The following is a 14,033-nucleotide window of genomic DNA, read 5'->3' on the forward strand; positions in this document are numbered from 1 at the left end:
ACGGCTGAAAGCTGACAGCTAGTTCCCCTACCAACTTCCGCTTATTTTCATTACACTGCGCCAATACAAAAATAATTATAAAATTGAGAATAATCATGACGTCGAAACTGTTTAAACCTCTGTGCTGTGTATTTGCACTGAGCCTTTTGGGCTGTGGGGGAGGTGAGGTGTTTACTGCCCCTGCTAGTAGTGAGTTTGCCCATGGCAATGAGTTACTAAGTGCCACGGCACTAACCGAGGATGCTAGTCACGCGTTAGTGGCAACCCAATCTGAGGTGTGCGTTTGGGATAATCAGTTAAAAGCGCGTCTATACGATTGTATAACAGGGCAGGGCGCTGAACATGTTGAGCTTGTGGGCTTTAGCGCTAACAAATCTCGTTTTTTCATTTCAAATCGATTATCGGTGACTTTATACGATACTCGCACTGGGCGTAGTATTGGTACTTGGCTCACCGGGCAAGAAATCGCAAGAGACATCGCTATTTCAGCCGTAGGCGATACCTTGGTTATCGCTTATCGTAGCGGCAAGGCTGAGGTAATAAATACTCGCACAGGTGATACTAAGCGTTTTGATATTCATCGCTTAGATATTAATAGCGTGGCGTTATCGGCTGATGGGCAGTGGGCGTTTACCGGCTCAAGCGACAAGTACGTTAAGCTTTGGTCAACAAGTGATGGCAGCACTCGCTTTGAAGAGCGTTTAGCGACTAGAGTGAATCACGTTACTTTAAATAAAACAGCAAGCTTGGGCTTTGCAATTGACTCGGTTGATGATCGTGTATTCTTTGATTTAGCCAATAAAAAAGAGTTATCAGAAGTGGCTTCATATTCTAACTTTATTGAGTTCACTGCATCGCAATTTATTAATCAAGATAAATGGCTATTAACGGGCTCGCCAAAAATGAAGATGCGTTTATATCGCGTTGCAGATGGTGAACTAATCGCTGAATACGAAGCTAAACAACAGCGCCAGCGAACGTCGGTTCTGAGTGTGGCTTACGATGGTAAGCAACTATATTCAGAAACCAGTGACAACCATCTTGCAAGCTTGGCCTTATAAAGCAAATAAAAGCTAAAACAAAAACGCCTACTTGCAGTAGGCGTTTGTTTTTGAGAGCGATTAAATTAGTAATCAAACTTATGCTTGGTAAACAAGCTTTGCACTTGTTGCCAAACTGCACCAGGCTTACCATCGCCAACTAACTTGCCATTTACTTTTACAACTGGGCCAACTTCTTTAGTGGCGCTAGTGATCCATACTTCGTCGGCATCAAGTAACTCGTCTTTACTAATAATGCGCTCTTGCACTTTAAAGTTACTGTAACTGTGAAGAATATTGAGGATTAACCAGCGGGTGATCCCCGGTAAAATTTGGTTATCAAGTGGTGGCGTACTGATCACAGCATCTTTAACAATAAACACGTTACTTGAACTAGCTTCGGTTATTTCTTCTAAGCGGTTAAAAAGAATGGTTTCTTTGTTGCCCGCTGCTGCACCGTGCTGGTAATGTATCACGTTGCCAAGCAGTGCCGTTGATTTAATATGGCAACGTTGCCAGCGACGGTCTTGCTCAAGTGATACGGTGTAAGTTGTTGCATTGTCGATATCGCTTTTTGGCTCTGCCGGAATTTCAAAAGCAAATGCAAATACGGTCGGGGTAATATTAGTTGGGTAGCCGTGGGCTCGTTTAGTGTCGGCGCCGCGGCTAACGTGCAAATAAATCCCTAGATTATCACCTTGGTTTTTCTCGCATAAATCATTACAGATTTTACGCCACGTATCGGCACTGTAATCGAGCTTAATTTCAAGTTCGTTTAAACCGTTATTCATACGCTCAATATGTGCGCCAAAGCCAAGCATTTTGCCTTGGTATGATGGGATCACTTCATAGATGCCATCGCCAAATAAGAAGCCGCGATCCATGGGTGAAATCTTTGCTTCATCAGCGCCAAGGTATTCACCGTTTAGGTATACCGTGCCCATTGTTAAACCTCATTCTCTGTCGTAAAGCCGCCAATTTGGCGAAGCCGAGTTATTAATTGTTGACCATGCATTGCATGCAGGCCGTCTTCGGTGAGCTCATTTTTATGGGTGACGCCATCGACACTACCGCGCTCACTTAGGTAATGTAAAATGTTGAGTGGCTCAATATCAGCCAACAAATCAGTGTTATGCCAGCGACTTAAAAAGGCAATGAGCCCGTATGCTGCCCAGTTAGATACATCGGCGAGTAACAGCTCATCACAGGTTGTTAAACAAGGAGTGATGTTTAGCGCTTGCATATGCTGTGCAAGGTTACCCATGCCTATTTCGTTACCGCCATCACCAATCGCTATGGTGGGGCAAGGTGCTTCTGTCACAAAAAAATCAAAGCAGCCGCAATGCTCCGAAATATCAATACCGCGCATATTATAATAACGCTGATGCTCGTTAAGCCCCGGGCGTTCTATTGATAAAACACACTCAGGTTTTAGCTGCTCAAGGGCTTTAATGCTAAAAGTGTGCGCATTATCAATGCTATTAATTGGCAGCTCAAAACAGTTAAAGTCATTTTTCAGGGCACTGTAAAGGGGGTTGCCAGTAACCAAAATAGGCTGTTTACCAAGCTTTTCGAGTACCTTGTAAAGTGCAATTGCACCAACCGGACCATCAGTCTCGAAGGTATTGTTGACCGCAAAGCCGGTACCTATCAACACAGTACCTTGTGCTTTATAAAGGTATTTTGCTGCGCGTAAATACGTCCCCGTTAGTTGTTTTGCGTATAAATGCTGCATACCACGTGGGTTTTGTTCAACCATCATGGTTTCAATGTGTTGGCTGAGCGCTGCGTCGCTTAGGCTTGCTGACATAGTGCTTTGATCTCTTGAATGAGCGCAATACCTGCTTCATTATCGCCGTGTACACATAGGCTGTCGGCATTGAGTGCCAGCTGCTGGCCACTTCGCGTTGTAACTGTGCCATGTTCAATTAACTGTTTAACCTGCGCTATTAGCGCCTGTTTGTCGTGTACACTGCCCGCTAAAGAACGTGAAACAAGCTTACCTTCGTCTGTGTATTGACGGTCGGCAAACGCTTCTAAAATGAGTTCTAGTTGCAGATCGTTGGCTTGTACTTTGTGTTTGGCAGCTTGGTTGGTAGCTAAAATCATTAATTTTAATGGTTTTGCATAACTTGCCACTGCGCGCATGACAATATTCAGCGTTTGCTCGTCACTCATCATGTCGTTATACAGTGCGCCATGTGGCTTAACGTATTCGAGCGTTAAACCATGCACTGCAGCCATACCGTCAATTGCAGCAATTTGATAATGCAGGCAATTGGTCAGCTCTTTTTCGCTCATAACCATTGAGCGGCGACCAAAACCTTGCTTATCTGGGTAACTTGGGTGCGCGCCAACCATTACTTTGTGCTGCTTGGCTAGGGCTAGGGTGTTTGCCATCACATCGGCATCGCCAGCATGAAAGCCACAAGCAATGTTTGCCATATCAATATGTGGCATAACTTGCTCGTCTAAGCCCATTTTCCACATACCGAAGCTTTCGCCAAGGTCGCAGTTTAATTTCATCGTCATTTATAACGCTGCCATTTTACTATTTGGAATATCAGTGATCAGCATGTGTCCTGGACTATGCGTGATACAAAAATCAGGAGCCGCGTTGGCAATCGCGACTTGTGGAGTAACACCACAAGCCCAAAATACGGGCACTTCGCCTTCTTTAATGGTCACCGCATCGCCAAACTCAGGTTTGTTAATATCTTTTATGCCAATTGCAGCAGGGTCGCCAAAATGCACTGGCGCACCATGTACATTTGGAAAGCGGCTGCAAATTTGGATAGCACGAATGGCATCGGCAGGTTTCATCGGGCGCATACTCACAACCATATTGGCGTGGAAAATTCCCGCACTCTGGCACGCCATATTAGTCACATACATAGGCACATTCTTTTGCTCGCTGATGTTTCTGATTTCAAGACCTGCGGCAATCAGCGCTTCTTCAAATGAGAACGAGCAACCAATTAAAAAGGTGACTAAATCGTCGCGCCAGTGACGGGTAATATCGGTTACTTCTTCAACCATTTGGCCATGTTTGAAGACGCGGTAACGAGGTAAATCGCTACGAATATCAATGTCTTCACCAACACTTGGCATATCGGCAACGCCCGGTAAGCGACTAGAGGCAATAATTGGGCACGATTTTGGGTTTGCTTGACTAAACTGCAAAAAATCAAACGCGTACTGTTTGGGTAAAATGACTAAATTAGCCTGCACAAAGCCCGGTGCAAAGCCCGATGTATTACCACTGTAATCTCCTGCGCGAACCATTTTTCGTATAGCTGCGGGAGTGGTTAATGATGCATTTTTTTGCATATACCGATCCTTACCAAATGCTTAACTGATAGTTTTACAATAACACTCAGTTCAGATCATTAATAGTAACGGGTAGCTGTCCTTTTGCAGGAGCTTTTCCTAGTAATACTTTTGCCAGTGCTGTGAAAGCTGGCCCTGCAATTTTCTCATCAGTATCTACATCAATATTGTAAGCATAAGTAGCAAGTACAGCGTCGCTAAATTTCCCGAATTGGGCAATATCGTAAGGGGCACGTAAGCTTACAAATATAGTCTTCTTATGGGCTAATTTTGCTTGTTTTAGCAATGACTCTAATGCCGCAGATTGGTCGGCTTTAGCAATTGCAAACTCCGGGTTGTCAGCTAAGTCATCCATCCCGCCGACTTCAACAGCACTTTGTTTTGGTGACGCATTGGCGGCAATGATTATATCCGCTTCGTTAATTTCTTTTAATGTTGCAAGCGGCTCATAACCTTGCAAACTTGTGCAGCTAAAGCTGATTAACTTATCGGTGGTGTCAATTAACGCCTGCTGCAGAGCATAGCATTTACGGGTATCTGGCATAATAATATGCACTTTGCTGTTCGATTTAATGCTAAGCGGTAAGGTGTTTTTCTCGTTTTTCACTTCAGTGATAGCAGCTAATGCTAATTCGGCTTCTACTTTTCTATGGCTTTGATCACCGAGTAAAAGCTGCGCTTTTTTGATGGCTGCTTTGTCATCAAGCAACGAAGTGAGCTTAAACTTTTCTTTAAGTTTTAAAATGCGTGTAGCAGAAGCACTTATTTCGTTGGCATTTAACGTGCCGCGTTGTACTTCTTGTTCTAATCGCTCAATCAGGGCTTCAAGCACAGCTAAGTCTTTAGGGCTTCTGATTTCGATTGGCATCAGAGCAATATCAACACCCGCTGCAAAGGTATTTACGACCGCTTCAATTGGTTCAAAAAAGTGGCTGATCCCCGCCATATCAAGAGCATCTGTGATCACCACACCTTGATAACCAAGTTCGTCACGTAATAAGTCGGTGATGATTTTGCGCGACATCGTTGCAGGCTTGATCATGGTTTTGCCTTCTTTACTGACAAACGTGCTGTCGTCGAGGGCGGGGTATTGGATATGTGCAGTCATGATCATACCCGGTTGTTGGTTTTTAATAATTTCTTTAAAAGGTGGTAAGTCTTGCAGCCAAATGGTTTCTTTATCATGCATTACTTTTGGCAGACCTGTGTGGCTATCTACATTGGTATCGCCATGCCCCGGAAAGTGCTTTAACGATGAAATAACGCCGTTGTTTTCAAACCCAGCTACTTGGGCACCACCTAGTTTTGCAACCAATTGCGGATCTTCACCGTAAGAGCGCACGTTAATAACGGGGTTATCTGGGTTCATGTTTACATCAACCGTGGGTGCATAGTTAACATTAACACCCAGTGCTAATAGCTCGTCGGCAATAATGCGGGCAGACTCAGTCGCGAAGTGGGTACCATGTTCTTTATAGGTCGCGCCAATCGACATGTTACCGGTAAACGATGTACCTACATCACGAGGAATACGGGCAACTCGGCCGCCCTCTTGGTCTATCGAAATAAACAGTGGTAAGCCTAACTCTGACTTAGCAGCGGCTTTTTGTAGGTCATTGTTAAGTTTGATCACTTGCGGCACAGTATCGATATTTTCTGCAAATAAGATCACCCCACCAATGTTATGTTTAGTGATGATATTCGCTAAATCGGCCGGCAGCTCTGTCACCGGTGTACGGCATTTTTGCTCACCCGGGTCTTGCTCGCAGTAATAACGTAGGTCAAGCATGAGCTTTTGCCCTAACTGTTGTTTTAAAGTTAATGCAGACTCAGCAAATGATGATTGTAATGGCATGAAACATCCTAATCCGATAACCAGTGACGATAGTGCAAACTTATTTAACACAGCAAGCTCCAAAGCAAAACGCTTATTTAGTTTTTAGAATAAATTATTCTTGATGTTAATGGGTTTTTAAATATAAATACAGTATTTTTTTGCTACCCTAGCGGTTTTTGAGTCCGACTGCAAAAAGCTAAGTTAGATCACTAAATAGGGCTAACAAGCTTAAGTAACCAAACCTTTATACTGATGAAAAGCGTGGCAAGTTGATAATTTATCAATTTAATGGGTCGCTTTTTAGTACAATTTAAAGTAATAATATATTCCATATTCATCAGCGTAAATATGACAAGCCTGGGGGCGAGATGGCTTTTACTCGATTGCACGCATTTAAACAGCAAATTAAACCTTTTTTACCAGAGTCTGCATTAATAGAAGATTACTCGCGCCGTTATGCGTACGGGACAGACGCCAGCTTTTATCGATTAATCCCTGAATTAATTGTATTAGTGAGCAATCAAAATCAAGCACGGCAAGTGATCATTGCTGCCAACGAGCAACAGGTTCCCATTACTTTTCGCGCCGCTGGCACGAGTTTATCTGGGCAAGCAATTACCGATTCGGTATTAGTTTTATTGTGCGATAGTTGGAGCAAGTTTGAGATTATTGATGACGCCGAGGCAATCCGTTTACAACCGTCGATCATTGGTGCTCGAGTAAATCAAGTATTAGCCCCGTTTGGTAAAAAAATTGGCCCTGATCCCGCTTCAATTAATAGCTGCAAAATAGCCGGAATGGCGGCAAATAATTCATCGGGTATGTGTTGTGGGGTGGCGCAAAACAGCTACCACACAGTAAAAGATATGACCCTCATTTTTGCCGATGGCACTGTGCTAGATACGGCTGATAGCCAAAGCTGTAATGCCTTTTTACAAAGCCATAGTCTTTGGGTTGATGAGCTAATGAGCCTTGTTGATAGGGTAAAGCAAAACCCCGATTTGAGTGAGCGCATCGCCCATAAATACCGTTTAAAAAATACCACGGGTTATGGTTTAAATGCACTGCTGGATTTTTCTGATCCAATCGAAATCATTAAGCACTTAATTATCGGCTCTGAAGGCACCTTAGCTTTTATCGCCGATATCACTTACCACACCGTGGTTGAGCATAAGTACAAACACACAGGTTTCTTTATTTTTGACGATATCAGCAAGGTGTGTGAGCTGGTACAAAGGCTGAGTGAAGTTGATGTTGCGGCCGTTGAGCTGCTAGATAAACGTGCCCTGATGTCGGTATCTGAACACGCCATAATGCCAAAAGAAGTGGCCAGCTACCCAGAGCAATCAGCGGCACTGTTAATTGAGTTAAGAGCTGAAAATGCACAGGCTCTCGATGTGCTCACTAAGGTCACCGAACAACTTCTTGCTGAGTTTAAGCAAAGCCAACTGGCAGCGATTGAGTTTTCAGCAGACAGCGCCCGTAATGCGGCACTTTGGAATATCCGCAAAGGCACCTTTCCTGCTGTTGGCGCAGTGCGCGAAACTGGCACTACTGTGATTATTGAAGATGTTGCCTTTGCTCTTGATAAATTAGCTGAGGGCGTAAATGCGCTGCATCAATTATTTATCAAATATGGTTATGATGAAGCCATTATTTTTGGGCATGCCCTTGCCGGAAATCTGCATTTTGTATTCACCCAAGCTTTCGATACACCAGAGCAAGTAAGCCGATACGAGCAATTTATGGCTGATGTGGCGAACTTAGTGGCGGTTGAACTAAAAGGGTCATTAAAAGCTGAGCATGGTACTGGGCGTAACATGGCACCGTTTGTTGCCACCGAATGGGGAGACGATGGCTTTGCGGTGATGGTTGCGCTTAAAGCATTATTCGATAAACAAAATATTCTTAACCCTGGGGTTATTATAAATCACGACAAAAATGCTCACACTCAGCATTTAAAAGTCATGCCAAAAAGTGATGATATTATCGATACCTGTATTGAATGTGGTTTTTGCGAAGTTGTTTGCCCGTCAAAAGGGCTTAGCTTAACACCGAGGCAGCGTATTACTTTATGGCGACACCGCACCGAGTTACACAATCAATTGCTAACAACCGAAGATTTAGCAAGCAAGCAGAAGTTAAATCAAAAGCTCAGTGTTATCGAGGCCGACTTTAAATACTTAGGTATAGATTCATGCGCGGCAACGGACATTGTGGCCTTAAATGCCCGGTGGGAATAAACACGGGCGAATTTATAAAATCGCTCAGAGCAGAGCAAGCCTCATCGAACAAAGTTGCGCGATCATTATCACGTTTTGCTAGCAAGCATTTTGCGGTTGTTGCTAAGGGTGCACGGTTTGGTTTAACTGTGATGCAGGTGCTCGAAAAAGCAATCGGCAGCAGTAACCTAAGAAGCCTAAGCAAGCCTGCCAATAAGTTGCTTGGTACACCGCTTTATTACTCGGCATGGCCAAGAGCTGAGCAACCAATTAATAAGCAATTCAAGCAGCTCCAACAAACGAAAAAGTTGGTGTATATGCCAAGCTGCGCCAGCCGGATTTTTGCCCCCGATAAGTTTGCGGATGATAAGCGCCCACTGCTAGATGTTATCTATTCACTCGCTGCCAAAGCAGGCTATGAAGTGCTACTTCCGCAACAAGTAGATTCACTTTGTTGCGGTATGCCATTTGCTAGTAAAGGCTTTAATGAAGAGTTTAAAAATAAAAGTAAGCAGTTACTTACTGAGCTCGAGGCGCTTTCAAATAATGGCCAATATCCCATTGTTTTTGATGCCAGCCCTTGTGCACTTACTACTCTTAATACCGCGCAAAATACGGCACTCACAATTTATGAAAGTGCTGATTTTGCAGCCCAACATTTACTGCCTAATTTGCAGGTAACCCCCGTGCAAGAGCCGGTGATGCTCCATGTTACTTGTAGTTCTAAGCGATTAGGTAAAGAGCAAAGCCTAGTATCACTTGCCAAGGCATGTAGTAATGAGGTGATTATTCCAGCTGATATTGAGTGTTGTGGTTTTGCAGGTGATAAGGGCTTTAACTTGCCAGAACTCAATGGCAATGCGTTAAAAACCCTTAAACAACAGGTACCAAAGAACTGTAATCGCGGCGTGTCTAATAGCCGTAGTTGCGAAATTGGTTTAACTGAACACAGTGGCATTAGTTATCAGTCAATTTTGTATCTACTCGATAAGCAAAGCCATGCAATAAAACAGGCTTAATTGCTAATTTGATGAGCCAGTTGCTGACTGGCTCATCTATTTTTTAAAGCTTACACTTTCCAAAAAATGCCTTTGCGGTAGCAGCCGTACATCACACCATAAGACACCATTAAAAACAGCAGTGAAAAGCTAAATGAAGCGAGGTGATCATTACTGATCACTAATTGTATTAAGCCATAAATACTGCCTTTTAAACTGCTATCGCCGAGCGGGATCATAATTAATAGCCGTGCAAACACGCCCGCAAACATAAAAAATAATATCGCATTCGCACCAAATACAATAAACGGAGCGCCCCAACTACGCAGCTTATAAATATCTAAAATAGCACTGCACAGTGCATAGAAAATCGCTGCAAGCCCTGAGCTGAGTAGCACATAGCTCGGCGTCCATAAGGCTTTATTGATAGGTGTTATTAGTGCAATCGCATAGCCAGCAATAACGGCTAATGTGCCCAGTAAGATAAGTGTACGGGCTTGTTTTTTAAGGTCGGGTTGCTTAGTTAAATAAACCGCAGCCAATATGCCGCTTAGCGCACTTGCAATGGCAGGCAGTGTTGAGAACAGTCCTTCAGGGTCAAATGGCAGTGGCTTAGCATTGGCATAATACAGGTGATGACTACCAAGTACGGTATTGTCTATGAAGGCACTTAAGTTATTGCCATGTAACCATAAACCACTCACTACCTCGCCGTTTGGCAAGGTATACGGGATATAAAGCATGGCGGCACCATAAAATAATAAAAGAGCGATGCAAGTAATGGCTATTTTCTTAGGTGATAAATAAAGATAACAACACAGAGCTACTAAATAGACCAAACCGATACGTTGCAGCACACCTAACACGCGCAGCTGTAATAACTTGTCATCAACCCAGCTAAAAGAAGGATCTCGAAAGTTGTAATAAAACAAGGCTAAAAACCAACCGAGAGCAATGAGTTTAATGGTACGAATAACCCCTGCTTTTAGTATGTGTTGATCACTGATCCCTTTAGCACGCAAGCTATTTACTGATAGCGTGATAGACATGCCGACAATAAAAATAAAAAACGGAAAAATTAAATCGGTAGGTGTCCAACCATGCCAGTCAGCATGCTTTAAAGGCCAATACATCGCTCCCCAACTGCCAGGGTTATTCACTAATATCATGGCGGTAATAGTCAAACCGCGCATTACATCTAACGCCATCAGGCGGTGTGAAGGGAGTTTATTGATGATCGCAGAACTATGTTTAAACATGAAAAATTTCTATATTTTTTCTTTATTGTAATAAATTATTCCTTTTGGGCAAGTTTATTTGTCAATATAAATTTTGATTTTATTGCATCATCATTGAGCTAAATCAAATTATGACGAAAGTTTTATAGAGGCTGTAGTGATAAATTGCTAGTATAAATGTATTAGATGTACCCGATATGGACATTGGGCTTTGATGTGAGAATTACAGTGCTTAATGGTCTTAAGGCAGGTTTAAATCTGCGCCGCTTAATTTTATTATTAGCGTTTTCGGCAACGCTAATCACCTTTCTAAACAGTTATTACTCGAGCTATCAAGTTCAAAAGCAACAACTAATAGATAAAACGCTTGAAAATCACAAAGCTTACGCAGCTAAACTGGTATCGGCTACCGATAATTTTTTATTGGCGGCGCAGCAGCAACTGGCTTATGTAGGTAAAATTCTTGAAAATGACTTTAATAATCAAGGGTTGATAAATGCTGAAGCAGAACGATTGAGGTTACAAACTAACAGTTTTAACTCGACCATTATTGTTAATAAACAAGGTGATATCTTAGGGGTATCACCGCAATCCTTAAAACTTAAAAATCGCAAAGTTGATAGTTTTGGGACTAAAGCTGCGCTTTCTTATCGAACCCCGATGATCAGCGAACCGTATATTTCGATGGCGGGAAATTTGCTGATTTTTATTTCTCAGCCTTTATTTGATAAGCAAGGTGAATTCATTGGCTATGTCGGCGGTACATTATATTTGAAGCGCACAAGCATTCTAAACCAGCTTTTACAAGTTCACTATTATCGCGATGGTTCATATTTATATGTTGTTGATGAGAATCATCGCTTGCTTTATCACCCTGATACAAAAAGGATAGGGGAGCAAGTTTTTGAAAACCCTGTGATCAAGGCTGTTTTGAAAGGGCAAGCCGGAACTGAACTATTAAGTAATAGCAAAGGGGTTGAAATGTTGGCTGGCTTTGCTCCTTTAACCGTTGCTCCTTGGGGAGTCATTGCACAACGACCCCTTGAAGACACATTAGCACCGCTTGATAATTTAATGTGGCAAGTCTTCATAAAAACGGCGCCTGTGGGTGTCATCACTTTAATATTAATTTGGGTATTAGCTAGAAAAATAGCGAGCCCATTGAGGCAACTTGCTGAAACCGCAAATACGCTGGATAGGCCAACCACAACACGCGAGTTAATGCTAATCCGCTCATGGTATTTTGAAAGTAATGAGCTTAGAAAAGCAATGTTAAAGGGAGTTGGTTTATTACACAGTAAAATTGGTTTGTTACGTCAAGAAGCACAGACAGACTCACTAACAGGGTTACACAACCGTAGAAGCTTTGATGCGCAGTTAAGTCATTTTATTGCACAGCGCTGCCCGTTTGCAGTTTTGGCAATCGATATTGATCACTTTAAGCGGGTTAACGACGAGTTTGGGCATGATATTGGTGATGTGGTATTACAGTCGCTTGCTAAAATTTTGTTAGATGTAACTCGTGATAGCGACGTTGTTGCTCGTACTGGTGGAGAAGAATTTATTGTGATCATGCCAAGAGTTGAGGTCAAACGGGCGTATCAGCTTGCAGAGCGCTTGCGGATGCGGATATCTGAAAGCTACATTGACCCTGTTGGCTGCATTAATGTATCTATTGGTATATCTGGTTGGCCGATTGAGCAACTGAACATTGATGAAGTACTTAAGCTCGCTGACCAAGCCTTATATCAAGCTAAAAAAACGGGCCGCAATCGTTCTGTAGTTAATGCAAGTTATGGCCAAGATTTCACAACTATTTCTGAGTCTCCAATCTTGGAATAAGTTATTTAATGTGCAATAGTGAATGTTATTAAGTTATTTATGGAAAACCAAAATGGCATTCACTTTTTTGACTCGTTTACCTAAATCCATTTCCTTGTTAAGTATTGCTGTTATTTTAACAGGCAATGTTTATGCAGACTCAAGCGATGATAAACGTAGCGAATTTGTGGATGTTGGTGCTTTGCTACCTAATGCTGTGTTAGATATTCGTTATTTTGGCCATCACAACTTTGTTGGCAAACCAGTTGATGGTTACAACGCGCCAAAATGTTTATTGCACAACAGTGCTGCTACAGCCCTTAAAAAAGTGCAAGTAGCAGCGCAAACCCAAGGCCTGAGCTTGAAAATATATGATTGTTATCGCCCGCAGCGCGCTGTTGATCACTTTGTGCGTTGGGTAAATGATTTAGAAGATACCCGCACTAAAGCTGAGTTTTATCCAAACTTAGGCAAAGACAAACTGCTTGGTGATTACATCGCTGCTAAATCGGGTCACAGCCGTGGTTCAACGATTGATTTAACGTTAGTTGATGCAAAAGGCAAAGAGCTCGATATGGGCTCACCATTTGATATGTTCGACACTCTTTCTAACACCGACGACCCACGCATTAGTGCAGAGCAAAAAGCCAATCGATACAAATTAAAAAGCCTGATGACTGGATGCCGGCTTTGCGCCTTATTCAATGGAATGGTGGCATTTTACTTACAAACCGCAAGCATACCCCGCAACCTATTTTGATTTTGTGGTGGAGTAGGTAAAACAGCTTTCAGCTGTAAGTTTTAAGCCGAAAAGTGTTGTTTTTGAATGTTGAATCAGCTTGATTAAATAGCGTTGAATGTTAGACACGCCATGCAAGCATGACGCCTACGGTTTGATGTAGGCGTGAAACTTGTTTCACGCGTCTGACAGCTCCTTCTAGAACCTAGCGCATCATGACGCGGGCTAAACCCGCTGCTACAGGCTGACAGCTTCTTCACGTTGGGTTTCGCTGCGCTCTACCCAACCTACATCACCTCTTTTACCGGTGAATAATCAACTTTAATTTCAACAATATCGACATTGGCATTTTGTTTAAAAGCGTTTTGCACTTGCAGTAAATCAGTGTCTTTTTCTGCAAGGTAACGGTAGCTTTTGTTGGTCATTTTTTTCAGCGCATATTGACTGCTAAGCTCTACCGGTAAGCTATTCTCTTTTAGCGTTAAGTAAATTGCACCCGTTGCAATGCCGCGCTCTTGCATTGCGTGATTAAAGACTTCTGTGCCCTTGGTTAAAGTCGGTGCATCAAAGGTAATTTTTTCGCCATTATTACTAAAAGCGTTCGTAAATTTTTGCTTGTTGATTTCGACTGCTTTTTTAACATCTTTAACTGAAATTTGTTCTTTTTGTGAACTGGTTGTTGGCTGTTGTACTGTGTCTTGCTCGCTTATTTCATTTTTTTGACAGCCAGTCATTAGAGCTAAAATTAATGTAATAAATTGTATTGTAAATGTTTTTTTCATACCCCACCTGTTTTTTTGTTACTTTT

12 protein-coding genes and 1 pseudogene are annotated in these 14,033 nt (G+C 42.5%); 6 read left to right on the plus strand and 7 right to left on the minus strand.

Features of this window, described 5'->3' with window-relative positions:
- Positions 1 to 167: 167 nt before the first annotated feature.
- Positions 168 to 1,061 (plus strand): WD40 repeat domain-containing protein, encoded by an 894-nt coding sequence (locus tag ACRWSG_RS17880; RefSeq protein WP_462167063.1) that lies wholly within the window; start codon positions 168 to 170, stop codon positions 1,059 to 1,061.
- A gap of 65 nt (positions 1,062 to 1,126) precedes the next feature.
- Here the strand turns inward: ACRWSG_RS17880 and ACRWSG_RS17885 are convergent, their stop codons facing one another.
- Genes ACRWSG_RS17885 through ACRWSG_RS17905 form a run of 5 tightly spaced genes read right to left on the minus strand, consistent with a single transcriptional unit; the run spans position 1,127 to position 6,225 of the window.
- Positions 1,127 to 1,984, minus strand: a complete 858-nt coding sequence (locus ACRWSG_RS17885; protein ID WP_462167064.1) for an aminotransferase class IV — start codon at positions 1,982 to 1,984, stop codon at positions 1,127 to 1,129.
- 2 nt (positions 1,985 to 1,986) lie between these two features.
- Entirely contained in the window at positions 1,987 to 2,850 is an 864-nt protein-coding gene (locus tag ACRWSG_RS17890; RefSeq protein ID WP_199528849.1) for a glutamate cyclase domain-containing protein, read from the minus strand.
- Positions 2,835 to 3,566 (minus strand): 5-oxoprolinase subunit PxpA, encoded by a 732-nt coding sequence (locus tag ACRWSG_RS17895; RefSeq protein ID WP_199528888.1) that lies wholly within the window; start codon positions 3,564 to 3,566, stop codon positions 2,835 to 2,837. Before ACRWSG_RS17895 ends, ACRWSG_RS17890 begins: the two co-directional genes overlap by 16 nt.
- 6 nt (positions 3,567 to 3,572) lie before the next feature.
- Complete coding sequence (locus tag ACRWSG_RS17900) at positions 3,573 to 4,370, minus strand: putative hydro-lyase (protein WP_199528848.1); 798 nt, start codon at positions 4,368 to 4,370, stop codon at positions 3,573 to 3,575.
- A gap of 46 nt (positions 4,371 to 4,416) precedes the next feature.
- Positions 4,417 to 6,225, minus strand: coding sequence for a glycoside hydrolase family 3 protein (locus tag ACRWSG_RS17905; RefSeq protein WP_199528847.1), 1,809 nt, complete (start codon positions 6,223 to 6,225; stop codon positions 4,417 to 4,419).
- 350 nt (positions 6,226 to 6,575) lie between these two features.
- Between ACRWSG_RS17905 and ACRWSG_RS17910 the strand changes: the two genes are divergently transcribed.
- A complete protein-coding gene (locus ACRWSG_RS17910; RefSeq protein WP_462167065.1) occupies positions 6,576 to 8,450 on the plus strand; it encodes an FAD-binding oxidoreductase in 1,875 nt (624 codons plus the stop codon).
- The gene (locus tag ACRWSG_RS17915; RefSeq protein ID WP_462167066.1) at positions 8,405 to 9,448 is read left to right on the plus strand and encodes a (Fe-S)-binding protein; all 1,044 of its coding nucleotides are present in this window, start codon (positions 8,405 to 8,407) and stop codon (positions 9,446 to 9,448) included. Before ACRWSG_RS17910 ends, ACRWSG_RS17915 begins: the two co-directional genes overlap by 46 nt.
- Before the next feature lie 50 nt (positions 9,449 to 9,498).
- Here the strand turns inward: ACRWSG_RS17915 and ACRWSG_RS17920 are convergent, their stop codons facing one another.
- Complete coding sequence (locus ACRWSG_RS17920) at positions 9,499 to 10,686, minus strand: acyltransferase family protein (protein ID WP_138619016.1); 1,188 nt, start codon at positions 10,684 to 10,686, stop codon at positions 9,499 to 9,501.
- Between the two features lie 195 nt (positions 10,687 to 10,881).
- Between ACRWSG_RS17920 and ACRWSG_RS17925 the strand changes: the two genes are divergently transcribed.
- The 3 genes and pseudogenes from ACRWSG_RS17925 (at position 10,882) to ACRWSG_RS17935 (ending at position 13,262) form a co-directional block, all read left to right on the plus strand.
- Complete coding sequence (locus tag ACRWSG_RS17925; RefSeq protein WP_249364116.1) at positions 10,882 to 12,507, plus strand: sensor domain-containing diguanylate cyclase; 1,626 nt, start codon at positions 10,882 to 10,884, stop codon at positions 12,505 to 12,507.
- A gap of 52 nt (positions 12,508 to 12,559) precedes the next feature.
- Positions 12,560 to 13,108 (plus strand): annotated as a pseudogene (locus ACRWSG_RS17930) (M15 family metallopeptidase); the annotation flags it as partial.
- Positions 13,109 to 13,190: 82 nt separating this feature from the next.
- The gene (locus ACRWSG_RS17935) at positions 13,191 to 13,262 is read left to right on the plus strand and encodes a hypothetical protein (protein WP_462167535.1); all 72 of its coding nucleotides are present in this window, start codon (positions 13,191 to 13,193) and stop codon (positions 13,260 to 13,262) included.
- A gap of 250 nt (positions 13,263 to 13,512) precedes the next feature.
- Here ACRWSG_RS17935 and ACRWSG_RS17940 read toward each other — a convergent pair whose 3' ends face one another.
- Positions 13,513 to 14,007: a hypothetical protein gene (locus tag ACRWSG_RS17940; RefSeq protein ID WP_294409397.1), complete on the minus strand. Its 495-nt coding sequence runs from the start codon at positions 14,005 to 14,007 to the stop codon at positions 13,513 to 13,515.
- Positions 14,008 to 14,033: the final 26 nt, after the last annotated feature.

This window comes from Pseudoalteromonas sp. GB43, from assembly GCF_054923805.1.